The sequence below is a fragment of the Bradyrhizobium sp. SZCCHNS3016 genome, from assembly GCF_032484535.1.
GTDB lineage: Bacteria > Pseudomonadota > Alphaproteobacteria > Rhizobiales > Xanthobacteraceae > Bradyrhizobium.
The window spans coordinates 1-22,567 of the sequence record NZ_JAUETE010000001.1; the positions used below are offsets into that span (position 1 = coordinate 1).

General features: G+C 65.9%; 23 protein-coding genes. 15 read left to right on the forward strand and 8 right to left on the reverse strand.

The annotated features are described in order from the left end of the window. Positions 1 to 323 precede the first annotated feature (323 nt). Positions 324 to 857, reverse strand: a complete 534-nt coding sequence (locus tag QW881_RS00005) for a GNAT family N-acetyltransferase (RefSeq protein WP_315759474.1) — start codon at positions 855 to 857, stop codon at positions 324 to 326. 105 nt (positions 858 to 962) lie between these two features. Between QW881_RS00005 and QW881_RS00010 the strand changes: the two genes are divergently transcribed. From QW881_RS00010 to QW881_RS00050, 9 genes are all read left to right on the forward strand, one after another. Further along, positions 963 to 1,562: a superoxide dismutase gene (locus tag QW881_RS00010; RefSeq protein WP_315759473.1), complete on the forward strand. Its 600-nt coding sequence runs from the start codon at positions 963 to 965 to the stop codon at positions 1,560 to 1,562. A gap of 176 nt (positions 1,563 to 1,738) precedes the next feature. Further along, on the forward strand, positions 1,739 to 2,125 hold the full coding sequence (gene crcB / locus QW881_RS00015; RefSeq protein ID WP_315759472.1) for a fluoride efflux transporter CrcB: 387 nt from the start codon (positions 1,739 to 1,741) through the stop codon (positions 2,123 to 2,125). Between the two features lie 158 nt (positions 2,126 to 2,283). Further along, positions 2,284 to 2,490, forward strand: coding sequence for a hypothetical protein (locus QW881_RS00020; protein WP_315759471.1), 207 nt, complete (start codon positions 2,284 to 2,286; stop codon positions 2,488 to 2,490). Then, complete coding sequence (locus QW881_RS00025; RefSeq protein WP_315759470.1) at positions 2,490 to 3,251, forward strand: ABC transporter ATP-binding protein; 762 nt, start codon at positions 2,490 to 2,492, stop codon at positions 3,249 to 3,251. The genes QW881_RS00020 and QW881_RS00025 overlap by 1 nt, the downstream gene beginning before the upstream one ends. Continuing rightward, positions 3,248 to 4,120, forward strand: a complete 873-nt coding sequence (locus QW881_RS00030; protein WP_409999051.1) for a metal ABC transporter permease — start codon at positions 3,248 to 3,250, stop codon at positions 4,118 to 4,120. The genes QW881_RS00025 and QW881_RS00030 overlap by 4 nt, the downstream gene beginning before the upstream one ends. An 11-nt stretch (positions 4,121 to 4,131) precedes the next feature. After that, positions 4,132 to 5,007, forward strand: coding sequence for a metal ABC transporter substrate-binding protein (locus QW881_RS00035; RefSeq protein ID WP_315759469.1), 876 nt, complete (start codon positions 4,132 to 4,134; stop codon positions 5,005 to 5,007). Between the two features lie 71 nt (positions 5,008 to 5,078). Then, positions 5,079 to 6,119: a CobW family GTP-binding protein gene (locus QW881_RS00040; protein ID WP_409998878.1), complete on the forward strand. Its 1,041-nt coding sequence runs from the start codon at positions 5,079 to 5,081 to the stop codon at positions 6,117 to 6,119. Beyond that, positions 6,119 to 7,138: a WD40 repeat domain-containing protein gene (locus QW881_RS00045; protein WP_315759468.1), complete on the forward strand. Its 1,020-nt coding sequence runs from the start codon at positions 6,119 to 6,121 to the stop codon at positions 7,136 to 7,138. The genes QW881_RS00040 and QW881_RS00045 overlap by 1 nt, the downstream gene beginning before the upstream one ends. Positions 7,139 to 7,222: 84 nt before the next feature. Next, positions 7,223 to 7,543: a hypothetical protein gene (locus tag QW881_RS00050; RefSeq protein ID WP_315759467.1), complete on the forward strand. Its 321-nt coding sequence runs from the start codon at positions 7,223 to 7,225 to the stop codon at positions 7,541 to 7,543. A 191-nt stretch (positions 7,544 to 7,734) separates the two neighbouring features. On the opposite strand, the gene QW881_RS00055 is transcribed toward QW881_RS00050, so the two are convergent. From QW881_RS00055 to QW881_RS00075, 5 genes are all read right to left on the reverse strand, one after another. After that, on the reverse strand, positions 7,735 to 9,159 hold the full coding sequence (locus QW881_RS00055) for a homospermidine synthase (protein WP_315759466.1): 1,425 nt from the start codon (positions 9,157 to 9,159) through the stop codon (positions 7,735 to 7,737). Between the two features lie 61 nt (positions 9,160 to 9,220). Then, entirely contained in the window at positions 9,221 to 9,610 is a 390-nt protein-coding gene (locus QW881_RS00060) for a RidA family protein (protein WP_315759465.1), read from the reverse strand. A 247-nt stretch (positions 9,611 to 9,857) separates the two neighbouring features. Then, on the reverse strand, positions 9,858 to 10,451 hold the full coding sequence (locus QW881_RS00065; protein WP_315759464.1) for an N-acetyltransferase: 594 nt from the start codon (positions 10,449 to 10,451) through the stop codon (positions 9,858 to 9,860). Between the two features lie 180 nt (positions 10,452 to 10,631). Next, complete coding sequence (locus tag QW881_RS00070; RefSeq protein ID WP_315759463.1) at positions 10,632 to 11,774, reverse strand: type III PLP-dependent enzyme; 1,143 nt, start codon at positions 11,772 to 11,774, stop codon at positions 10,632 to 10,634. 673 nt (positions 11,775 to 12,447) lie between these two features. Continuing rightward, positions 12,448 to 12,708 carry a hypothetical protein gene (locus tag QW881_RS00075; RefSeq protein WP_315716541.1) on the reverse strand — a complete coding sequence of 87 codons (261 nt, stop codon included), beginning with the start codon at positions 12,706 to 12,708 and terminating at the stop codon, positions 12,448 to 12,450. A gap of 132 nt (positions 12,709 to 12,840) precedes the next feature. On the opposite strand from QW881_RS00075, the gene QW881_RS00080 reads away from it, so the two are divergent. The 3 genes from QW881_RS00080 to QW881_RS00090 are packed head-to-tail and all read left to right on the forward strand — an operon-like array spanning position 12,841 to position 16,704. Next, positions 12,841 to 14,922: a M3 family metallopeptidase gene (locus tag QW881_RS00080; RefSeq protein ID WP_315759462.1), complete on the forward strand. Its 2,082-nt coding sequence runs from the start codon at positions 12,841 to 12,843 to the stop codon at positions 14,920 to 14,922. A gap of 10 nt (positions 14,923 to 14,932) precedes the next feature. After that, positions 14,933 to 15,568 carry a DUF1007 family protein gene (locus tag QW881_RS00085; RefSeq protein WP_315759461.1) on the forward strand — a complete coding sequence of 212 codons (636 nt, stop codon included), beginning with the start codon at positions 14,933 to 14,935 and terminating at the stop codon, positions 15,566 to 15,568. After that, the gene (locus QW881_RS00090; protein WP_315759459.1) at positions 15,565 to 16,704 is read left to right on the forward strand and encodes a nickel/cobalt transporter; all 1,140 of its coding nucleotides are present in this window, start codon (positions 15,565 to 15,567) and stop codon (positions 16,702 to 16,704) included. Before QW881_RS00085 ends, QW881_RS00090 begins: the two co-directional genes overlap by 4 nt. Positions 16,705 to 16,995: 291 nt before the next feature. Here the strand turns inward: QW881_RS00090 and shc are convergent, their stop codons facing one another. Further along, a complete protein-coding gene (gene shc / locus QW881_RS00095) occupies positions 16,996 to 19,050 on the reverse strand; it encodes a squalene--hopene cyclase (RefSeq protein WP_315759458.1) in 2,055 nt (684 codons plus the stop codon). A 214-nt stretch (positions 19,051 to 19,264) separates the two neighbouring features. Further along, positions 19,265 to 19,672 (reverse strand): MAPEG family protein, encoded by a 408-nt coding sequence (locus QW881_RS00100; protein WP_315736460.1) that lies wholly within the window; start codon positions 19,670 to 19,672, stop codon positions 19,265 to 19,267. A 95-nt stretch (positions 19,673 to 19,767) separates the two neighbouring features. Here QW881_RS00100 and hemH point away from each other — a divergent pair, with 95 nt between their 5' ends. From hemH to QW881_RS00115, 3 genes are all read left to right on the forward strand, one after another. Further along, positions 19,768 to 20,820, forward strand: coding sequence for a ferrochelatase (gene hemH / locus QW881_RS00105; RefSeq protein WP_315759457.1), 1,053 nt, complete (start codon positions 19,768 to 19,770; stop codon positions 20,818 to 20,820). Positions 20,821 to 21,023: 203 nt separating this feature from the next. Continuing rightward, the gene (locus QW881_RS00110) at positions 21,024 to 22,028 is read left to right on the forward strand and encodes an SPFH domain-containing protein (RefSeq protein ID WP_315759456.1); all 1,005 of its coding nucleotides are present in this window, start codon (positions 21,024 to 21,026) and stop codon (positions 22,026 to 22,028) included. A gap of 17 nt (positions 22,029 to 22,045) precedes the next feature. Further along, a complete protein-coding gene (locus QW881_RS00115) occupies positions 22,046 to 22,492 on the forward strand; it encodes an NfeD family protein (protein ID WP_315736462.1) in 447 nt (148 codons plus the stop codon). Positions 22,493 to 22,567: the final 75 nt, after the last annotated feature.

The following is a 22,567-nucleotide window of genomic DNA, read 5'->3' on the forward strand; positions in this document are numbered from 1 at the left end:
CAGCCGCCGAAGGCGGGGGCGCGTCTCGCGCCAGCCTTGAGGCCGGCCGTTCGCCGGCCTACACAGCACAGTTGCTCTGCGGTGAGGCGGGATGCCGGGATACAATCATGATTTCGTAAAAAACGCAAGAGGATTATTTTTTTCGGAAGACTGCCATGTGCTCCGCTGTCGTCCCGGCCTTGAGCCGGGACCCATACGCCGCAGCGGACATCATGGGCAAAGCGCGAATGGCCGGCGTGCCTCAAACATCTCCCTGGAGATATGGGTCCCGGATCTGCGCGCGCGTGCCGCGCGCTTGTCCGGGACGACAGGGGAGAGCGGCCTCACCACGGCAGGCCGCAGAGGTCAATGGTGCCGCGCGTCGGCGCGGTGCGCTTGACGTCGTGCACGAGCGCAGACAGCGTGTCGAAGCGGATGCGGCCCTGCTCAGGCTGCTCGGCGTAGACGTCGCCGTCGAACGGAATGAAGCCGCGTGCCGTATAGAAGGGGATGCGATCCGCCGCGCAGAACAGCACGGCGTAGTTGATCGAGTCCTCGTGCCGCAGGGTCTGGATCGCCGCGTTCAGTCCCACCGTGGCGAGACCGCGGTTGCGCATGTCGGCACGCGTCAAAACGCCGCCGATGCCGGCGACATTGACGTTCTGACCGTTCCACTTCACGAGACGGCGATAGATGCCGACATGGCACAGCACCTCGCCGCTGTCGTCCTGCACCAGCACCCGCAGGTCGGCATGCGCAAATGTGATACCTGCCCACGGCAATCCGGAGACCACCTCGGGCGGCCAAACCGCGTCGTAAAGCGGCTTGACTAGCGGCCAGGCGGCGTCACCATTCAATATGTCGATCTCGATGCTCATCAAAGCGGCTCGCTTTTTCCAAATTCACGGTGTTTTACGGTGTCGGAACCTTCTATAAGAAGGTCCCGTTAAATCCCGTCTTCCACAAGTTGCGGAACCGCCCCCATGACCTTTACGCTTCCCCCCCTGCCTTACGCCTATGAAGCCCTCGGACCCTACATGTCCAAGGAGACGCTCGAGTACCATCACGACAAGCATCATCAGGCCTATGTGACCAACGGCAACAATGCGATCAAGGGGACCGAATTCGAAGGCAAGTCCCTCGAGGAGATCGTCAAGGGCTCGTTCGGCAAGAACCCCGCCGTGTTCAACAATGCCGGCCAGCATTTCAACCACATCCATTTCTGGTCCTGGATGAAGCCGAACGGCGGCGGCGCCAAGCTGCCCGGCCGGCTCGAGAAGAAGATCGACGAGGATCTCGGCGGCTTCGAGAAGTTCAAGGCCGACTTCGCCGCCGCCGGCGTCGGCCAGTTCGGCTCCGGCTGGTGCTGGCTCTCGGTCAAGAACGGCAAGCTCGAAATCTCCAAGACCCCGAACGGCGAGAACCCGCTGGTGCACGGCGCGACCCCGATCCTCGGCTGCGACGTCTGGGAGCACTCCTACTACATCGACTATCGCAACCGCCGTCCCGACTATCTGAAGGCGTTCGTCGAGAACCTGATCAACTGGGATTACGTCGACGAGCTCTACGGCAAGGCGATCTGATCGCTGACGCGAGCAAGCGACCAGGGCGGCGGCTTCGGCTCGCCGCCCTTTTTCATGGCAAGGCTTTTGACGAGGGCGATCCTTGCAAGAGCGGCGCCCTTGCGGCAAAAGTTTTGCTCCATTCGCGACGAGGGCAGGGCATTCCGTCTCTCGATGCGGTCTGCAGGTAAGGTCCCGTGAATCAACTGGTCGGTTTTTTTCTCGTCTTCTTCGGCGGCGGCTGCGGCGCCTCGCTACGGCACGCGATCAACATGGCCAGCGCCAGGGCATTCGGGACGGACTTCCCGTACGGCACCTTCATCATCAATATCACCGGCTCCACCGTGATGGGCCTGATCGCCGGCTACCTCGCCTTCAAGGGCGAAGCGCCCCAGCATTGGCGGCTGTTCCTGATGACCGGCATCCTTGGCGGCTACACCACGTTCTCGGCGTTCTCGCTCGACACCGCGCTGCTCTATGAGCGCGGCGCGCTTGGGCTGGCCGCACTGTATGTGCTCGGCTCGGTCGGCATCTCCATCGCCGGCCTGTTCGGCGGCCTCGCGCTGATGCGGTATCTGAGCTGACGGATCGGCGGGCAGAGCGAGGCACGATCTCTCATCCGTCATTGCGAGCGCAGCGCGCTGCGCTCGCAATGACGGATGAGGCGATGACCTCCGGCCTCAGAAACACCGCCAGCCGGCCGGTGGACAGGGGTGATGTTATAATGTAACATTATGACGAAATGACGCAGCCTGCCCTCCATAGCCACGGCCATTCCCATGCCCACGGGCATGGCCACAGCCATGCCCACAGCCACGGTCCCGCGGCGCCGCATCCGGCGCAGCCGGCGCCGTGGTCGATCCTGCGCATGCCGGTCACCACCCGGCTCGGCGCGGCGCTGGCGGCGAGCGCGGTGCTCTGGCTGATCGTCTGGCTGGCGATGCGGTGATGACGGCCATGGTCCAGCTGCAATTCCGCGACGTGACTCTGGGCTACGACCGCCACCCCGCCGTGCATCACCTCACCGGTGAGGTCGCGACGGGTGCGCTGCTCGCCGTGGTCGGCCCCAACGGCGCCGGCAAGTCGACGCTGTTTCGCGGCATCGTCGGGCTGTTGAAGCCGCTCGCCGGCACCATCGCCGCGGCCGGCCTGAAGCCGCGCGAAATCGCCTATCTGCCGCAGATCGCCGATATCGACCGCTCCTTCCCGATCTCGGTGTTCGATTTCGTCAGCACCGGACTGTGGCGTAGCACCGGCATGTTCGGCGGCATCGGCGCGGTCGCGCGCGAGAAGATCGCGCAGGCGATCGCAGCCGTCGGGCTGACCGGCTTCGAGGGGCGCGGCATCGGCACGCTGTCGGGCGGCCAGATGCAGCGCATGCTGTTCGCGCGCGTGCTGCTGCAGGATGCCCGCGTGATCGTGCTCGACGAGCCGTTCAATGCGATGGACACGAAGACCTCGGCCGACCTGTTGCAACTGATCGAGCACTGGCATGGCGAGCGGCGCACCGTGCTGGCGGCGCTGCACGACATGGAGATGGTGCGCGCGCATTTCCCGCAGACCCTGCTGCTGGCGCGCGAGGCCGTGGCCTGGGGACCGACGGCGGAGGTGCTGACCGCCGACAATCTGTCGCAGGCGCGTCGGATGTGCGAGGCGTTCGACGATGCCGCCGCGCCATGCGTGCCCGCGCAAGCCTCCAAGGCGGCATGATGCTGCGCGAGGTGCTGTTCGCTCCGTTCTCGGATTTCGAGTTCATGCGCCGCGCGCTCGCCGCGGTCATCGCGCTGTCGCTCGGCTCCGGACCGATCGGCGTCTTCCTGATGCTCAGGCGCATGAGCCTGGTCGGCGACGCCATGGCACATGCGATCCTTCCCGGCGCGGCGATCGGTTTCCTGCTGTCGGGTCTCAATTTGTTTGCGATGACGACCGGCGGCCTGATCGCCGGCTTTGCCGTGGCGCTGCTATCGGGGCTCGTCTCGCGCTCGACCGGGCTGAAGGAGGACGCGTCGCTCGCGACCTTCTATCTGGCGTCACTCGCGATCGGCGTCACCATCGTCTCGGTCAAGGGCACCAACGTCGATCTCTTGCACGTGCTGTTCGGCAACATCCTGGCGATGGACGACCCGACCTTGCTGATGGTCGCGACCAACGCCACCATCACGCTCGTCGTGCTCGCCGTGATCTACCGCCCGCTGGTCGTCGAGAGCGTCGATCCCTTGTTCCTGCGCACCGTGAGCCGCGCCGGTGCGCCGGCGCATCTGATCTTCCTCGCCCTGATCGTCGTCAACCTCGTCAATGGCTTCCAGGCCCTCGGCACGTTGCTCGCTGTCGGCCTGATGATCCTGCCGGCGGGGATCGCCCGGTTCTGGTCGCGCGACGTCACGCCGATGATCTGCATCGCGGTCGCCTCGGCGATCGTCTCCGGCTATGTCGGTCTGGTGCTGTCGTTCCAGACCCGCATTCCCTCGGGGCCTGCGATCATCCTGGTCGCGTCCTTGCTCTATCTCGGCTCGGTACTGTTCGGACGCGTGGGCGGCGTGCTTCCGCAACTGTTTCCGGGACGCCATCTCGAAGCTTGAAGTCGATGCCCATGAAACGCCTGCTGTCCGCGCTGAGCCTGCTCGTCGGCCTTGTTCTGATTGTCCCCGCATCGGCCGAGACCCGGCTGAAGGTCGTCACCAGCTTCTCGATTCTCGCTGATTTCGTCCGCCAGGTCGGCGGTGACAAGGTCAATGTCGCCTCGCTGGTCGGGCCGGACAGCGACGTGCACGTCTACACGCCGACGCCGCATGATGCGAAGGATGTCGGCGCCGCGCAGCTCCTGATCGTCAACGGTCTCGGGCTGGAGGGCTGGCTGCCGCGGCTGCAGCAGGCCTCCGGCAGCAAGGCGCCGATCGTCGTCGCCACCCAGGGCATCACCCCGCGCAAGCGCGGCTCGGATGCCGATCCGCACGCCTGGCAGTCGGTCGGCAACGCCAAGGTCTATGTGAAGAACATCCGCGATGCGCTGGTCGCGGCCGACCCCGCAGACGCGGAAGTCTTCAAGGCCAATGCGGAGCGCTATCTCGGCGAGCTCGGTGCACTCGACCGCGAGGTCCGCGCCGAGATCGACAAGATCCCGGCCGAGCGGCGCAAGGTGATCTCGACCCATGACGCCTTCGGTTATTTCGCCGATGCCTATGGCGTCGCCTTCATCGCCCCGCTCGGCGTCTCCACCGAGACCGAGCCGTCGGCCCGCGACGTCGCCGAGATCATCCGCCAAGTGAAAAAAGCTGGGATTCCGGCCGTCTTCCTGGAGAATTTCAACGACGACCGGCTGGTCGGCCGGATCGCCGCCGAGACCGGCGCGAAGATCGGCGGCACGCTGTATTCCGACGCCCTGAGCGATGAAAAGGGCCCCGTTCCCACTTACATTGCCATGGTCAGGCACAATATAAGGGCCCTGACGAGCGCGCTGGTCCGTTAGGGTTTTCGAGCCCTCGCGGCGGCGCGCTTTTTGAGCCATTTTCGACGCGATCTGAGGTTTTCGGAGTGAGCATGTCCGACGCGAGCAAGACACCAGTGACGGTCCTGACCGGCTATCTCGGGGCCGGCAAGACCACGCTTCTGAACCGCATCCTCTCGGAAGACCACGGCAAGAAATACGCCGTCATCGTCAACGAATTCGGCGAGATCGGCATCGACAACGACCTCATCGTCGGCGCCGATGAGGAAGTGTTCGAGATGAACAATGGCTGCATCTGCTGCACCGTGCGCGGCGATCTCGTGCGCATCATCTCTGGCCTGATGCGGCGCAAGGGCAAGTTCGACGCCATCATCGTCGAGACCACCGGGCTGGCCGATCCGGCGCCTGTGGCGCAGACCTTCTTCGTCGACGAGGACGTGCAGAAGAACGCGCGGCTCGATGCCGTGGTGACGGTGGCCGATGCCAAATGGCTGTCGGACCGGCTCAAGGATGCGCCGGAGGCCAAGAACCAGATCGCGTTTGCCGACGTGATCGTGCTCAACAAGACCGATCTCGTCACCAAGCCGGAGCTCGCCGAGGTCGAGGCGCGCATCCGCGCCATCAACCCCTACGCAAAGCTGCATCGCACCGAGCGCTGCCAGATCGCGATCTCGGATGTGCTGGAGCGCGGCGCGTTCGATCTCGACCGCATTCTGGAGATCGAGCCGCAATTCCTCGAAGCGGGCGACGATCACGATCATCACCACCATGATCACGACCACGGCCATGATCACCATCATCATCACGATCACGGCCTGAAGCACTATCACGACGAGGAGATGCAGTCGCTGTCGCTGCGCTCCGACAAGCCGCTCGATCCGTCGAAGTTCATGCCGTGGCTGCAGAACCTGGTGCAGACCGAGGGCGGCAAGATCCTGCGCTCCAAGGGCATCCTGTCGTTTCAGGACGATGACGACCGCTACGTCTTCCAGGGCGTGCACATGATGCTGGAAGGCGATCACCAGCGGAAGTGGAAGCCCGACGAGGCGCGCGAAAGCCGCGTCGTCTTCATCGGCCGCGAGCTGCCGGAAGACGCCATCCGCGAAGGTTTCGAACGCTGCATCGTGACCTGATGACGTCGTTCGACCAGAGCGGCGAGGCCGCATCCATCGTGTCCGTCACCGACAAGGTGAAGCCGGTCTCGCTCGGCATGGCCGTCACGGCCGTGCACCATCTCGGAGATCGCGCCGTCTTCGTCGGCACCGAGGAGAGCGTCGCGGTCGTCGACGGCGAGGGTGAGATCAGCAAGGTCGAGGTGTCAGGCGGCGGCATCCTGTCTGCGGTATCGGACGGATCGCGCATCGTGATCGGCGGCGATGACGGCAAGGTTTCCTCGCTCGACAAGGCGGGCAGCGTCAGCGTGCTCGTGACCGATCCGAAGCGACGTTGGATCGACAACGTTGCGCTTCATCCGGATGGTGCGATCGCCTGGTCGGTCGGCAAGACCGCGTTCGTGCGTCAGCCCAAGGGCGAGGAGAAGTCGCTCGAGGTGCCGTCGACCGCGGGCGGACTTGCGTTTGCGCCGAAGGGCCTGCGGCTCGCGATCGCGCATTACAACGGCGCCACCTTGTGGTTTCCCAACATGGCGGGCGAGCCGGAATTCCTCGGCTGGGCCGGCTCGCATCACGCCGTCACCTTCAGCCCCGACAACAAGTTCCTGGTCACCGCGATGCACGAGCCGGCGCTGCATGGCTGGCGGCTCGCTGATAGCAGGCACATGCGGATGACCGGCTACCCGTCGCGGGTGAAGTCGATGTCCTGGGGCAGCGGCGGCCGTTTCCTGGCGACCTCGGGGGCCGACATGGTCATCCTCTGGCCGTTCGTCGGCAAGGATGGCCCGATGGGCAAGGAGCCGGCGATGCTGGCGCCGATGAAGGCCAAGGTCACCGCTGTCGCCTGCCATCCCAAGCAGGACATCCTGGCCTGCGGCTATGAGGACGGCACCGTGCTGATGGTGCGGATGCAGGACGGCGCCGAGATCCTGGTGCGGCGGAACGAGACGCCGCCGATCGTGGCGCTGGGCTGGAATGCTGCGGGAACGTGGCTCGCATTCTCGGACGAAAGCGGCGAGGCCGGCCTGCTGCGGCTCTGATGGGGCACTGGGGCGCAGGCTCCGATGGAACCTCGCAGGCGCGTGACCGTTGTTCCGCACATCATAGGATGCGGATGACAAGCCATGGCCTTGATCAACAGCAAACAGACGTTGCGCCGGGACATGCTGCTGGCAGCGGGTCTGTTCGTCCTCGGCGTGCTCGTGGCCGTCGTCTCGCTGACCGAGATCAAGGCCAATCATCCCGACCAGGTCGCGCAGGCGACGCCCTCGGCCTCGCCTGAGCCGTCCGCGACACCGGCCGAGTCCAAGCCCGGCGGCACCCGCCCGACCACGCCGGCGCCAGAGCCCGCGCGCCCTGACGTGGAAGCTCAAAAGGAAGGCGCCAAGCCTGCGCTGCCGCCAGCCCCGGCCGAGAAGATCGCGCCGACGATGGAGCGGAAGTAACTGAAGAGGCCCAAACGCGGCCACAAATTCCGCTGTCGTCCCGGCGAACGCCGGGACCCATAACCCCAGGACGTCGTTCGAGGCAGGCTGTTAGCTCCATCTCCCGTCTCATACCCGCCGGGGAGTATGGGTCCCGGGTCGGCGCCACGACGGCGTTGCCGTCGTGGCTTGCCCGGGACGACAGTGGAGGTTTACCGCACCAGGATGTTGCGGAACTGCCAGGGATCGGACGTGTCGATATCCTCCGGGAACAGGCCCGGGCGATCGTTCAGCGGCGTCCAGTCGGTGTAGTAGCCCTTCACCGGGCCGAGATAGGGCGACTGGATCTCCAGGCAGCGGCGGAAGTCCATCTCGTCGGCTTCGACGATGCCGGCGGTCGGGTTTTCCAGCGCCCACACCATGCCGGCGAGCACCGCTGACGACACCTGCATCCCGGTCGCGTTCTGATACGGCGCGATGCGGCGGGTCTCCTCGATCGAGAGCTGCGAGCCGTACCAATAGGCGTTCTTGCCGTGGCCGTAGAGCAGCACGCCGAGCTCGTCGATGCCGTCGACGATCTCGTTCTCGTCGAGGATGTGCCACTTCCCCTGCATCTTGCCGGTGGCGCCGAAGATCTCGTGCAGCGACAGCACGGCGTCATTGGCCGGGTGATAGGCGTAGTGGCAGGTCGGACGATAGACGACCTTGTCGCCGTCGCGCACGGTGTAGTAGTCGGCGATCGAGATCGACTCGTTGTGGGTCACCAGGAAGCCGTATTGCGCGCCCGGCGTCGGGCACCACGAGCGCACGCGGGTGTTGGCGCCCGGCTGCAGCAGATAGATCGCTGCGCCGCAGCCCTCGGCGTGGCGGCGGCCGTTCTCCGGCATCCATGTCTCGTGCGTGCCCCAGCCGAGCTCGGCCGGCTGCATGCCCTCGGAGACAAAACCCTCGACCGACCAGGTGTTGACGAACACGTCCATCGGCTTCGGGTTCTTGGAGCGCTGGGTGTCGCGCTCGGCGATGTGGACGCCCTTGACGCCGAGCTTCTGCATTAGCTGCGCCCAGCCCTCGCGGCTCTTCGGCTCGACGATCTCGGTCTTGGTGTCCTTGGCGATGTCGAGCAGCGCCTGCTTGACGAACCAGGACACCATGCCGGGATTGGCGCCGCAGGTGGAGACGGCGGTGGTGCCGCCCGGGCTCTTGCGGCGGGCGGCGAGCAGCGTCTCCCGCAGCGCGTAGTTGGAGCGCTGCTCGACGCCCATCTGCTTGTCGAAATAGAAGCCGGCCCACGGCTCGACGACGGTGTCGATGTAGAGCGCGCCGATCTCGCGGCACATCGTCATGAGGTCGACCGAGGAGGTGTCGACCGACAGGTTGACGCAGAAGCCCTGGCCGCCGCCTTCGGTGAGCAGCGGCACCAGCAGATCGCGGTAGTTGTCGCGGGTCACGCCCTGCTGGATGAAGCGGACGCCATGCTTCTTCGCCAGCGCGCCATCGTCATGCGGATCGATGATGACGAAGCGGCTCTTGTCGTAGTCGAAATGGCGTTCGATCAAAGGCAGGGTGCCCTTGCCGATCGAGCCGAAGCCGATCATCACGATGGGGCCGGAAATCTTGGCGTGGATCTGCGAGCTCATAATTGGTCTCTCTTCTCGGACGAGTGCTGCGCCGAGGCGCAAATGTAGCAGGCGATAGTGATCAGGCGCTGCGGCGCTTGGCGGTGACTTCGATTTCGACCTTCATCTCGGGCTTGTAGAGGCCGGCGACGACGAGCAGCGTGGCTGCGGGGCGGATCTCGCCGAGTACCTCGCCGCAGACGGCGAAATGCGCGTCGGCATCGTTGACGTCGGTGATGTAGTAGGTCGCACGGACGATGTCGGCCATCGCGAAGCCGCCCTCCTGCAGGGCCGCCGCGATGGTCTTGAAGCAGTTGCGTGACTGGCTCGTGACATCGGCCGGCATCGTCATCGTGGTGTAGTCGTAGCCGGTGGTGCCGGCGACGAAGGCGAAATCGCCATCGATCACCGCGCGGCTGTAGCCGGCGGTCTTCTCGAACGGTGATCCGGTAGAGATCAGGCGGCGGGGCATTTTGGACCTCGTCGGGGGATTTTCGGGGGTTAAAGAGCTTTTGCTGCACCTGCGCAACCCCTGGCGGGGCGGGCCGGGCGCCGGTTGCCCAGGAATGCCTAACGCAGCCGCGTGACGTCGGGTCCGGGAGGTGGGGCGCTGGACCAGCGGCGGACCACAATGTCGCGGACGATCATGATCCCGAGCAGGATCAGCAGGAGCGTCGGCAGCAATGTCCGCCGCCGCGGTGCGTGCCCGTCGCGGGCGGTTACGCCGCGCATGATACCAGCCGCTCCTTGCGGCTGCGGCGGGCCTTCCGCTCTCGGGCACCGGTGGCGCGGATCGGGCCTGCGGCGCCATCGAGCGCACCCTCGACCAGCTCGAGCCCGAGCAAGCGCTCGCGCGCGAACGGGCCGGGCAGCTCCAGCGCGGCGGTCTGCGCGACCGAGAAGCCGAAGCGGGCGTAATAGGGCGCGTCGCCGAGCAGGATCACGGCGCTATGGCCGCGCGACGCCGCGATCATCAGCGCGGCGTTCATCAGCGCCGCGCCAACGCCGAGGCTGCGCGCCTCGGCCGCGACCGCCAGCGGCCCCAGCATCAGCGCGTCGCGTCCGCCGGCGCTGACGTGCCACAACCGTAGCGTTCCCACCAGGGCGCCGCCGCGCACCGCCGACAAGGCGAGTCCTGCGGCGGGCGCGCGTCCGTCGCGCAGGCGCTGGCAGGTGCGCTCATGGCGGTTGTCGCCGAAGCAGGCATCCAGCAGCGTCTCGCGCGCCGGCACGTCGGAGGCACGCTCGCTGCGGATCACGAACGGAGCGGCAGTCCGATGGGGCGCAGTCGGTTGGGAGCAAAAAGCGGTCATGGCACGTCAGTCCCCGGCCTGCGCCGGGAGGCTTTCGCCCGCGCGCAAGCACGTGATGTCAGGTTGAGGGTGTCGGTCTATCGCTCCCTCCCCCGCTTGCGGGGGAGGGTCGGGGTGGGGGCAGCCCCACCCGAAGCTTCGCGTCGTCTCACCCGCAAGCGGGTGGCGAAGCAAGCCAGGTCAGATGTGATAGGTCTTCAGCGGGGGGATGCCGTTGAAGGCCACCGACGCGTAGGTCGACGTATAGGCCCCGGTCCCCTCGATCAGCACCTTGTCGCCGATCGAGAGCGTCACCGGCAGCGGATACGGCAGCTTCTCGTACATCACGTCGGCCGAATCGCAGGTCGGGCCGGCGAGCACGCACGGGGTCATCTCCGCGCCCTCATGCGGGGTGCGGATGGCGTAGCGGATCGACTCGTCCATCGTCTCGGCGAGACCGCCGAACTTGCCGATGTCGAGATAGACCCAGCGCAGCTCGTCCTCGTCGCTCTTCTTCGAGATCAGCACCACTTCCGACTCGATGATCCCGGCATTGCCGACCATGCCGCGGCCCGGCTCGATGATCGTCTCCGGGATCTGGTTGCCGAAATGCTTGCGCAGCGCACGGAAGATCGAGCGGCCGTACTGCACGACCGGCGGCACGTCCTTCAGGTACTTGGTCGGGAAGCCCCCGCCCATGTTCACCATGGTCAGGTTGATGCCGCGCTCGGCGCAGTCGCGGAACACCGTCGAGGCCATCGCCAGCGCGCGGTCCCACGCCTTCACCTTGCGCTGCTGCGAGCCGACATGGAACGAGATGCCGCAAGGCTCCAGGCCGAGCCGCTTGGCCAGGTCCAGCACGTCGACCGCCATCTCCGGATCACAGCCGAACTTGCGCGACAGCGGCCACTCGGCGCCGGCGCAATCGTACAGGATGCGGCAGAACACCTTGGCGCCCGGCGCGGCGCGCGCGATCTTCTCGACCTCGGCGGCGCAGTCGACCGCGAACAGGCGGATGCCGAGCGCATAGGCGCGCGCGATGTCCCGCTCCTTCTTGATCGTGTTGCCATAGGAGATGCGGTCCGGCGTCGCACCGGCGGCCAGCGCCATCTCGATCTCGGCGACGGTCGCCGTGTCGAACGACGAGCCGAGCGAGGCGAGCAGCGACAGCACTTCCGGTGCCGGGTTGGCCTTGACCGCGTAGAACACGCGGCTGTCCGGCAACGCGCGAGCGAAGCTCATGTAGTTGTCGCGCACGATGTCGAGGTCGACGACGAGACAGGGCTCGTGGTCCAGACCTTCCTCGCGGCGGTTGCGCAGGAATTCCCGGATACGTTCGGTCATAGCACCCTCCAAACGGTCCCAGCGACGAGACCCGTTCAAAATGATCCCGACACGGGTGCCTTGGCGTTGCCGCCCGATGGAAAGGCGACAAAACCTCGAACCCGTAGCCGAATTGTGCTGCCGTGGATTGGTTGGGAATTTCCCGCCCGCACACCTGGCAATGAAGGACAAGCCTTTTCAGTAGCCCGCGCCGGCTTTGGACTGCCGGTAGAGACCAAAAAAGCCCGATCCGTCGTTGCTTTAAGTCGCGTCCCCCGTTGAGAGCGGGGTGCGCCGGTTCGCCTCCGGCTGCCAGTCACGGTTGCAAAAGATGGGGTGACCTTCAGCGGCATCTCTTGAGAGAGATGCTGGGCTCTGGAGCATGACGATCTCGATCATGGTGATCTTGATCGCAACGATCCGAGGGCCCCTCGGTTCCTCATCCCTTGGCGGCTGTCCGGCCTCTTGTCCGGATACCTACCGACTGACACACGACCACAGGCACGTGCGAAATTGGGCAGAAGCGGAAATAAGCGTTTTGAATTTCGTTCGCAAGGAATTTTTGGGCGCCGGGAAAGATTTCCCTAATCTGTGCTTACGCGACACACATGCTGCGCAGATGTCTGAACGAACGTTAAGCGAGCTTAAAGTTTCGTAACGCGTTCACCCTTGCAGGACAGTGTTTTTGCGTGACTCACGCGCGCCTGGTGAACGGCTCGATGCGCTGCGCGCCACGGATGAAGCCGATCATCACAAACACGCCGATCGCGAACAGCACGGCCTGAACGATGTGCGCGCCGCCATCGCCGAGCCCGAACAGAATCGCGAGCGCCCAGCCGCCGGCGAAGGCCGCACCGAACACTTCGGCACCGATCAGGATCGCCGCCGAGATGACGGTGATCACGGTCGGCCAGGCGATCTGGCGGCCGGCTTTGGAGGTGGTCTCTGCGTTCATGGTCCAGGGTCCTGTTGCGGGCCGCAATCTCTCCGAAAAGGCCCGGCCCTTCAAGGGGAAATGACCCAAAAAGAGCCAGCTCCATGATATGAGGGGCGCATCGAACTTCCGGGAGAGGACGGACCCCAGCCGATGTCAGACACCACCGCTGTGATCGACGCCCAGACCAACCCGCTGCTCGTGGCCTGGGAGACCCCGCACCAGACACCGCCCTTCGACGCGATCAGGCCCGAGCACTTCCTGCCGGCCTTCGAGCGCGCCTTCGCCGACCACGCCGCCGAAATCACCGCGATTACCCATGATCCGGCCGAGCCGGACTTCGCCAACACCATCACGGCGCTGGAGCGCTCGGGCAAGCTGCTGTCGAAGGTCGCGGCGGTGTTCTACGACTTGGTGTCGGCGCATTCGAACCCGGCGATTCTGGAGATCGACAAGGACGTGTCGCTGCGGATGGCGCGGCACTGGAACCCGATCATGATGAATGCCGTGCTGTTTGGCCGCATCGCGCTGCTCTACGACAACCGCAAGGACCTCAAGCTCACCGGCGAGGAGCAGCGGCTCCTGGAGCGCACCTACACCCGCTTCCGCCGTGCCGGCGCCGGCCTCTCGGACGATGACAAGGTGCGGATGGCCGAGATCAACGAGAAGCTCGCCCAGCTCGGCACCACCTTCAGCCACCACGTGCTCGGCGACGAGCAGGACTGGTACCTCGAGCTCGGCGAGGACGACCGCGCCGGGCTGTCCGAGAGCTTCGTGGCTGCTGCCAAGGCTGCGGCGGAAGAGCGCGGCATGCCCGGCAAGGCGATCGTGACCCTGTCGCGCTCCTCGGTCGAGCCGTTCCTGCAGAGCTCTGCCCGCCGCGACCTGCGCGAGAAGGTGTTCAAGGCCTTCACCGCGCGCGGCGACAATGGCAATTCCAACGACAACAACGCCGTCATCGGCGAGATCCTGTCGTTGCGCGAGCAGGCCGCCAAGATCATGGGCTTTCCGAACTTCGCCGCCTATCGCCTCGAGGATTCCATGGCGAAGACGCCGGAGGCCGTGCGCGGGCTGCTGGAGCGCGTCTGGAAGCCGGCGCGCGCCAAGGCGCTGGCCGACCGCGACCAGCTGCAGGAGATGATCACGGCGGAGGGCGGCAACTTCAAGCTCGCGGCCTGGGACTGGCGCTATTACGCCGAGAAGCTGCGCCAGGCGAAGGCCAACTTCGACGACGCGGCGATCAAGCCGTATCTTTCGCTCGACAACATGATCGCAGCCGCCTTCGACTGCGCCACGCGGCTGTTCGGCATCACCTTCGCCGAACGCAAGGACATCCCGGTCTGGCATCCGGACGTCCGGGTCTGGGAGATCAAGGACGCTGACGGCCGCCACAAGGCGCTGTTCTATGGCGACTACTTTGCCCGCTCGTCGAAGCGCTCCGGCGCCTGGATGACCTCGCTGCGCGACCAGCAGAAGCTCGATGGCGACACCGCGCCCTTGATCATCAACGTCTGCAACTTCGCCAAGGGGGCCGACGGACAGCCGTCGCTGCTGTCGCCGGACGATGCCCGCACCTTGTTCCACGAGTTCGGCCACGGCCTGCACGGCATCCTGTCCAACGTGACCTATCCCTCGCTGTCGGGCACTGCGGTGTTCACCGATTTCGTCGAGCTACCGTCGCAGCTCTACGAGCACTGGCAGGAGCGTCCCGAGGTGCTGCAGACCTTCGCGCGCCACTACCAGACGGGCGAGCCGCTGCCGCAGGACCTGCTCGAGCGCTTCCTGGCCGCGCGCCGCTTCAACCAGGGCTTTGCCACCGTCGAATTCGTATCCTCGGCGCTGATCGATCTTGAGTTCCACACCCAGCCGGCGTCTGCGTCCAAGGATGTCCGCGCGTTCGAGCGGGCGGAGATGGAGAAGATCGGCATGCCGCCCGAAATCGCGCTGCGCCACCGGCCGACTCAATTCGGCCATATCTTCTCGGGAGACCATTATGCGGCGGGCTATTACAGCTACATGTGGTCGGAGGTGATGGATGCGGATGCCTTCGGCGCCTTCGAGGAAGCCGGCAACATCTTCGATCCGGCGGTCGCCAAGCGGCTCCACGACAATGTCTACGCCTCCGGCGGCTCGCTCGATCCGGAAGCGGCCTACATCGCCTTCCGCGGCCGCGAGCCCGAGCCCGACGCGCTGCTGCGCCGGCGCGGCCTGCTCGACGTTGCCAAGGCCGCTTGAGGTGAAGAGGATGGCGCTGGTCCGGTTCGTCCTCGCTGCGCTGACGCTCGTATTCGGCGCGAGCGCGGCGAACGCCCATCCGCATGTCTGGGTCACCGCGACCAGCGAGCTGCTCTATGCGGCCGATGGCTCGGTGACCGGCGTGCGCCATGCCTGGACCTTCGACGACATGTTCGCGACCTACGCGCTGCAGGGCCTCGAGACCAAGCAGAAGGGCGTCTACACCCGCGAGGAGCTGGCGCCGCTGGCGCAGACCAACGCCGAGTCGCTGAAGGAATATGCCTATTTCACCTTCCTCAAGGCCGACGGGCGCAAGCAGAAGCTCGAGGACCCCGTCGACTACTATCTCGAATACAAGGACACCAAGCTGACCCTGCACTTCACCCTGCCACTGAAGGCGCCGGTGAAGACGAAGCAGCTCCAGGTCGAGGTCTACGATCCCAGCTATTTCATCGATTTCCAGATGGCGGAGAAGGATCCCGTCACGCTGGTCAGCGCTCCCTCGGGCTGCAAGTTCGGCCTGGTGAGACCGAGCGACGGCGGATCCGTCGCGCAGACCATGAACGAACAGACATTCCTGAGCGGCGGGGCGAACGCCAATTTCGGAATGAACTTCGCCAACAAGATCTCGGTGGAATGTCCATGACGCCTCGCCCCAGCTCCGCTCGACCGCTCCTGACCTGCGTTGCGATCCTCGCAGCACTCGTCGCCGCCGACGCCGCCTCGCATGCGCTGCTCGCCAAGCCGCCGTTCGGCGCACCGGCGGAGCCACAGGTCGGCGGCATCGTCGGCTGGCTGCTCGCCAAGCAGTCGGAATTCTATCGCCAGATGTCGGGGGCGATCCGCGCGGCCAAGGAAGACGGCTCGGCGGTGTGGTGGCTGCTCGCGATCTCCTTCGCCTACGGCATCTTCCATGCCGCGGGTCCGGGCCACGGCAAGGCTGTCATCGCGTCCTATCTCGTCGCCAACCAGGAGACGGCCAAGCGCGGCATCGTATTGTCGTTCGCCTCGGGCCTGATGCAGGCCTTGGTCGCGGTCGCCATCGTCGGGATCAGCGCCGTGCTGCTCAACGCCACCGCGGCCAGCATGTGCAGCGCCGAGAAAGTGGTGGAGATCGCGAGCTACGGCCTGATCGCGCTGCTCGGCGCGCGTCTGGTCTGGGTCAAGGGCGCGGCGTTCCTGCGCACCTGGCAGCCGGCGGCGCCGGCTCTGGCGCTCGCTGGCGCGCCCGCGGCTGCCGTGGCGCAGTCAGCCCATGATCATGGCCACGCGCATGATCACCAGCATCGTGAGCATCACCATGATCACCACGGTCATGACCATCATAGCCACGATCATGCTCATGCGGTGGCGCATGATCACGTCCATCATGATCACGTCCATGGCGACGATTGCGGCTGCGGCCATTCCCACGGCCCGGCGCCGAGCGAGCTCGCCGGACCCGGCGGCTGGCAGCGCGGCTTCCAGGCGATCTTCGCCGCCGGCATCCGGCCGTGCTCGGGCGCGATCTTGGTGCTGGTGTTCGCGCTGGCGCAGGGCCTGTTCTGGGCCGGCGTCGCCGCGACGTTCGTGATGGGGCTCGGCACCGCCGTGACGGTCGCGACCATCGCGGTGCTCGCCGTCGCCGCCAAGGACGTCGCGCGGCGGCTCAGTGCCGGCCGCGAGGGCGGCGGCGCACTGATCATGCGCGGCCTCGAATTCGGTGCCGCCGGCCTCGTGCTGCTGTTCGGCGCCGGCCTGCTGCTCGGCTACTTGGCCGCCGAGCGCACCACCTGCTTCTGATCGGATCAGGCTGAGCCGCCGCTTGTCGGCCTCCACTTCTGTTCCGGCGGAATGGATGAACCCGGCTGCGCGGGGCATGACAGTGGTGGAGTGGCCACGATGGCACAACAACAACCAGTGTCGTCCCGGGCTTGACCCGGGACCCATACTCCGCGGCCGTGGTGGTGGGCGAACTGCCAACTACGCGCCTGCCTCAAACCACTCCCGGTAGTTATGGGTCCCGGGTCAAGCCCGGGACGACAGCGGTGGGCGTGGCTTGCAGCTTCCAAGATGGCGTGCTGCTAATCGCGCCTACCCATGCCCCTGCGGCCGCAGCGCGCGTCCCAGCGCCATCAGCGGGAAGTAGTGACGGTACATGCCGTAGCGGAGCATGAAGGCGCGGGACAGCTCCGGGCCCTGCATCAGCCGCTCCGACAGCGCGGGATCGTTCAGCTTGATGGTCTGGCCGACGCCGTAGCCGGGGAAGCCGGTGCCGGTGAATTCCGGCTCGTCCCAGGTGCCGGCCGACTGGCGCTCGACCAGCCAGGTGCAGCCGCGCTCGATCGCCTCCTTGTCCTCAGGCCGGTTGGCGGCGAGCAGCGCCATCAGCGCCCAGGCCGTCTGCGACGCCGTGGTGGTGCCGCGGCCGACCGCGCTGATGTCCATGTAGGAGGCGCAGCTCTCGCCCCAGCCGCCATCGGCCTGCTGATTTGTGACCAGCCAGTCGCAGGCGCGGCCGATATAGGGCTGCGTCATGTCCTCGCCGATCGCGGCCAGCGCCGGCAGCACCGCGCCGGTGCCGTAGACGTAGTTGACGCCCCAGCGGCCGAACCACGGGCCGCTCGGCTCCTGCTCCCGTCGGATGTAGTCGAGCGCGCGCACCATGGCGGGATGATTGCGCGAGATGCCAAGCTTGCCGAACGCCTCGACGATGTGGGCGGTGACGTCGACCGACGGCGGATCGAGCGCCTCGCCATAGTCGCAGAACGGGATCCTGGTCAGGATCTTCTGGTTGTTGTCCTTGTCGAACGCGCCCCAGCCGCCGCCCTCGCTCTGCATGCCGATCAGCCAGTCGACGCCGAGCTGAATCGCCTCGTCGATGCCCTTGGCCTGCCACTTCGGATCACGGCGCAGCGGCGCCAACGCGATCAGCGCCACGGCGGTGTCGTCCGTGTCGGGATAATAGTTGTTGGCGTATTCGAACGCCCAGCCGCCCGGCTTGACGTGCGGCAGCTTCATCGACCAGTCGCCGGGCATGCGGACCTGGCGGTCGAGCACCCAGTCGACCGCCTTGTCGACGGCCTCGGGGTAATCGCCGAGCACGCCGGCATCGTCGAAGGCGAGCAGGGTCAGGATCGTGTCCCACACTGGACTGTTGGTCGCCTGGATGTAGGTGGCATCGCCGACATCGACTCGCCAGCCGGGATCGTTCAGGGCATCGAGGCCCTTGGCGAGAACGGGGTGATTGAGCGGATAGCCCTCGGAGTAGAGCGCCATCAGGCCGTAGATCCAGGGCGGCTGGATGCCGCCCCAGGCCCCGTCGAAATCCTGGTGGCGGATCATCCATTCCAGCACGCGGCTGGTCGCCGCCGGGCGGAACAGGCCGAGATTGAGCTTGTTGCCGAGGTTCTGCAGGGCATGCAGCACCTTGTCGGCGCCGCGGAAGAACTTGTCCCAGCCGCCGGCATTGGCCTTGACCGGCAGCTCGTAGTCGAACGCGCTGCGCCCATGCGGAAACAGCGCGTCCAGCCGGTTCTCGGGCGGCAGCGGCCGGCTCGGCCGCCGCGCCGACAGCACCGCGATCGGCATCAGGGTTGCGCGTGCCCATTGCGCGAAATTGTAGATCGAGAACGGAAACCAGAGCGGAAACCAGATCACCTCGGGCGGGATGTTGGGGGTCTTCTCCCACGGCCATTCGCCGATCAGCGCCAGCCAATAGCGCGTGAACACGCGAATGTTGCGCAAGCCCCCCTTGGCCTCGATCCATTCGCGGGCGCGGCGCACCGGCGGCTCGTCGTCGCGGAAGCCGAGCGAGCGCAGCGCGGCATAGGCCTCGACGGTCGCGTTGATGTCACCATTGGGGGCGCCGAAATAGACCTGCCAGGCGCCGTCCGGGCGCTGGCTGTCGAGCAGCGACTGGCCCAGGCGCTTGCGCAGCGGATGCTCCTCGAGCCCCATGAACCACAGCGCCAAGCACCATTGCGCCTCCATGCAGGCGTTGGATTCGGCGCGGCCGACCCAATGACCGTCGGGCTTCTGGTTGGCGATCAGCCAGTCCGCGGCCGCCCGCACCGTCGATTGCAGGGCGGTCTGGTAATTTCCCGGGTCGCGCGGCGCGCGCGCGGGGGCCGAGCTGGTCAAAGTCATCACGATCCCTCTGGCGGCCTCACAGTGCCGCTGCGGCAGTCGAATTCACTCCGCCCTATAGGGAATTTCGCCGTCAAATCCAATCAACCGGCCGCAGCGGACTGGATCAAAGGAGAAACGAAAGGCGTACAGACGGAGCCCCCATGGCCGTTGTGGTTAGCATCCCGGCGGACACGGAGATGTGACGCTTCTCACGTCCAGAAACTGGGCCCACTCAAACCGGCAGGTATTGGCGCAGCAGGGGCAGGAAGAAGATCGCGACGGTGATCAGAAACCCGATTGCCCACAGGATCGAGCGCAGCGACGGCCGGTTGCCGACGTAAGTCAGCACATAGGCGGTGCGCACGATCACGAACAGCACCGACAGCTCGTTGATCAGGTTCTGCGGCGCGCCGCGGAACTCGGCCAGCAGCACCGCCGCGGCAAAGAACGGGAACGCCTCGATGCCGTTCTGATGGGCGCCCAGCGCCCGCTCGCGGATGCCGCCGGCGTAGAAGGCGGGATCTCGCGGCCGGGCGTTGTCATAGCGCCCGGCACCGTCGACGCTGATCCATTTCGCCGGCAGGATCGTTAAGAGGTAGAGCATCACGCTGGCGAAAATGCACAATTCGGCAATCGTCATGGCTCCTCCAGCCCGATGACATCGGTGAAATGGCCCTTATCTTGACAATGTCGAAACAAGCCGCCAAGCCACGCCCTTCAGCAGTCACGGGCATCATGACCGCCGCCATCTCTCTGGACAATGCCAGGCCTGTCGACGTCAGGCCGTTGCCGGCCGCGAGCACGTCACGCGTCGGCGTGCTGCTGGTCAATCTCGGGACGCCGGATACGGCGGACGCCGCCGGCGTGCGGGTGTATTTGAAGGAGTTCCTGTCCGACCGCCGCGTCATCGAGGACCAGGGCCTGTTGTGGAAGATCATCCTCAACGGGATCATCCTCAATGTCCGGCCGCGCAAGAAGGCGAAAGACTACCAGTCGATCTGGAACACCGAGAAGAACGAATCGCCGCTGAAGACGATCACCCGTGCGCAGAGCGAGAAGCTGGCCACGAGCCTGGCCGACCGCAGCCACGTCATCGTCGACTGGGCGATGCGCTACGGCAATCCGTCGATCAAGGCTGGCGTCGATGGTCTCATGGCCAAGGGCTGCGACCGCATCCTGGTGGTGCCGCTGTATCCGCAATATTCAGCCGCGACCTCGGCGACCGTGTGCGACGAGGCGTTCCGCGTGCTGACCGAGCTGCGCGCGCAGCCGACGCTGCGGGTGACGCCGCCTTATTACAACGACGACTTCTACATCGAGGCGCTGGCCGTCTCGATCGAGGATCATCTGAAGACGCTGGCGTACAAGCCCGAGCTGATCGTGGCCTCGTTCCACGGCATGCCCAAGGAATATGTCGACAAGGGCGATCCCTATCGCGAGCAGTGCGTCGCCACCACCGAACTCCTGCGCAAGCGGCTCGGCATGGACGACACCAAGCTGCTGCTGACCTTCCAGTCGCGCTTCGGCTTCTCGGAGTGGCTGCAGCCCTATACCGACAAGACCATCGAGAAGCTCGCCAAGGACGGCGTCAAGCGCATCGCCGTGATGATGCCCGGCTTTGCCGCCGACTGCCTGGAGACGCTGGAGGAGATCTCCGGCGAGAATTGCGAGATCTTCAAGCACAATGGCGGCGAGGAATTCTCCGCCGTGCCGTGCCTGAACGACAGCGCGCCCGGCATGGAGGTGCTGCGGCAGCTCGTGCTGCGCGAGCTGCAGGGCTGGTTGTAAAAGGCTGGCTCTGAGCCGTCGGCGGTATTGCCGGCCCGCTAGGTGAGCCGCCCGCCGGCGCAAGGCGGACGGCCGTCCGCCCGTCGAAAATACTTTCCTGAACCGCGCCTAGCGGACCCCCGACCAAATCATGCAGTAATCCCTAGATTGTGATGGCTGCAGAGGCTGGTGAGGGGACGATCGTCTCCTCCCTTGGAGGATCCATGAGCGGTTTCGACATTTTCGCCATAGCGCTGGTGCTACTGGTCATCTTCACGCTGTATTCCGGCGTGAAGACCGTGCCACAGGGGTTCGACTGGACCGTCGAGCGGTTCGGCAAATACACCCGCACCTTGTCGCCGGGCCTCAACATCATCGTGCCCTTCTTCGATCGCATCGGTCGCAAGATCAACATGATGGAGCAGGTGATCGACATCCCCGAGCAGGAGGTCATCACCAAGGACAACGCCACCGTGACGGTCGACGGGGTCGCCTTCTACCAGGTGTTCGACGCCGCCAAGGCGAGCTACGAAGTGTCGAACCTCAACCAGGCGATCGTCACGCTGACCATGACCAACATCCGCTCGGTGATGGGCGCGATGGATCTCGACCAGGTGCTGTCGCATCGCGACGAGATCAACGAGCGGCTGTTGCGCGTCGTCGACGCCGCGGTGTCGCCGTGGGGCCTCAAGGTCAACCGCATCGAGATCAAGGACATCGTGCCGCCGGCCGACCTGGTCGAGGCGATGGGCCGGCAGATGAAGGCCGAGCGCGTCAAGCGCGCCGACATCCTGCAGGCCGAGGGCCAGCGGCAGTCGGAGATCCTGCGCGCGGAAGGCGCCAAGCAGAGCCAGATCCTGCAGGCGGAGGGCCGCCGCGAGTCGGCCTTTCTCGATGCCCAGGCGCGCGAGCGCGCCGCGGAGGCCGAGGCCAAGGCGACGCAGATGGTGTCGGACGCGATCTCCAAGGGCGACGTCGCCGCGCTCAACTACTTCATCGCCGACAAGTACATCAAGGCGTTCGGCCAGCTCGCCGACTCGCCGAACCAGAAGGTGATCATGCTGCCGCTGGAGGCGACGGGCATGCTGGCCTCGCTCGCCGGCATCGGTGAGATCGCCAAGGCGACGTTCGGCGAGAGCGCGGCTTCGGCGACGGCAGCCGCGCGCCGCGGCGGCTCGGTGCCGTCAGCGGGGACGCCGCCGAAACCGCCGACGTCGCCGCAGGCTTGACGCAGGGGAGGACACTGATGAGCGACATGTTCGTGACGCTCGGCACCTGGAACTGGCTGATCTTCGGCATCATCCTGATGGCGCTGGAGCTGCTTGCGCCGGGCATCTTCCTGTTCTGGCTCGGCCTCGCCGCCCTGCTGGTCGGGCTGCTGTCGTTTGCGTTTGCGCCGGGATGGCAACTGCAGATCCTGCTGTTCGCGCTGTTTTCGATCGCCGCCGTGCCGCTGTGGCGGCGCTTCGCGCGGGCGAGTGCGGCGCCGTCGCAGGACAATCCGTTCCTCAACCGCCGCTCGGCGGCCCTGGTCGGCCGCGAGTTCACCTTGGAGAAGCCGATCGTCGGCGGCAACGGCACGGTCCGCATCGACGACACGGTGTGGCGCGTCGCTGGCCCCGACACCCCCGCCGGCAGCCGCGTCCGCATCGTGCAGGCCGACGGCGCCCAGCTCACGGTGGCCGCGGCGTAGGTGCCGTAGGGTGGGCAAAGGAACGACGCGGCGATAGCCGTGTCGTGCCGTGCCCACCATCTGCATCGCGCGCGA

Bases quoted from the DNA above. Each gene is read 5' to 3' on its own strand.
- QW881_RS00005 (WP_315759474.1), bottom strand. From the start codon at position 857: ATGAGCATCGAGATCGACATATTGAATGGTGACGCCGCCTGGCCGCTA.
- QW881_RS00010 (WP_315759473.1), top strand. From the start codon at position 963: ATGACCTTTACGCTTCCCCCCCTGCCTTACGCCTATGAAGCCCTCGGA.
- QW881_RS00020 (WP_315759471.1), top strand. From the start codon at position 2,284: ATGACGCAGCCTGCCCTCCATAGCCACGGCCATTCCCATGCCCACGGG.
- QW881_RS00025 (WP_315759470.1), top strand. From the start codon at position 2,490: ATGACGGCCATGGTCCAGCTGCAATTCCGCGACGTGACTCTGGGCTAC.
- QW881_RS00030 (WP_409999051.1), top strand. From the start codon at position 3,248: ATGATGCTGCGCGAGGTGCTGTTCGCTCCGTTCTCGGATTTCGAGTTC.
- QW881_RS00035 (WP_315759469.1), top strand. From the start codon at position 4,132: ATGAAACGCCTGCTGTCCGCGCTGAGCCTGCTCGTCGGCCTTGTTCTG.
- QW881_RS00040 (WP_409998878.1), top strand. From the start codon at position 5,079: ATGTCCGACGCGAGCAAGACACCAGTGACGGTCCTGACCGGCTATCTC.
- QW881_RS00045 (WP_315759468.1), top strand. From the start codon at position 6,119: ATGACGTCGTTCGACCAGAGCGGCGAGGCCGCATCCATCGTGTCCGTC.
- QW881_RS00050 (WP_315759467.1), top strand. From the start codon at position 7,223: ATGGCCTTGATCAACAGCAAACAGACGTTGCGCCGGGACATGCTGCTG.
- QW881_RS00055 (WP_315759466.1), bottom strand. From the start codon at position 9,159: ATGAGCTCGCAGATCCACGCCAAGATTTCCGGCCCCATCGTGATGATC.
- QW881_RS00060 (WP_315759465.1), bottom strand. From the start codon at position 9,610: ATGCCCCGCCGCCTGATCTCTACCGGATCACCGTTCGAGAAGACCGCC.
- QW881_RS00065 (WP_315759464.1), bottom strand. From the start codon at position 10,451: ATGACCGCTTTTTGCTCCCAACCGACTGCGCCCCATCGGACTGCCGCT.
- QW881_RS00070 (WP_315759463.1), bottom strand. From the start codon at position 11,774: ATGACCGAACGTATCCGGGAATTCCTGCGCAACCGCCGCGAGGAAGGT.
- QW881_RS00075 (WP_315716541.1), bottom strand. From the start codon at position 12,708: ATGAACGCAGAGACCACCTCCAAAGCCGGCCGCCAGATCGCCTGGCCG.
- QW881_RS00080 (WP_315759462.1), top strand. From the start codon at position 12,841: ATGTCAGACACCACCGCTGTGATCGACGCCCAGACCAACCCGCTGCTC.
- QW881_RS00085 (WP_315759461.1), top strand. From the start codon at position 14,933: ATGGCGCTGGTCCGGTTCGTCCTCGCTGCGCTGACGCTCGTATTCGGC.
- QW881_RS00090 (WP_315759459.1), top strand. From the start codon at position 15,565: ATGACGCCTCGCCCCAGCTCCGCTCGACCGCTCCTGACCTGCGTTGCG.
- shc (WP_315759458.1), bottom strand. From the start codon at position 19,050: ATGACTTTGACCAGCTCGGCCCCCGCGCGCGCGCCGCGCGACCCGGGA.
- QW881_RS00100 (WP_315736460.1), bottom strand. From the start codon at position 19,672: ATGACGATTGCCGAATTGTGCATTTTCGCCAGCGTGATGCTCTACCTC.
- hemH (WP_315759457.1), top strand. From the start codon at position 19,768: ATGACCGCCGCCATCTCTCTGGACAATGCCAGGCCTGTCGACGTCAGG.
- QW881_RS00110 (WP_315759456.1), top strand. From the start codon at position 21,024: ATGAGCGGTTTCGACATTTTCGCCATAGCGCTGGTGCTACTGGTCATC.
- QW881_RS00115 (WP_315736462.1), top strand. From the start codon at position 22,046: ATGAGCGACATGTTCGTGACGCTCGGCACCTGGAACTGGCTGATCTTC.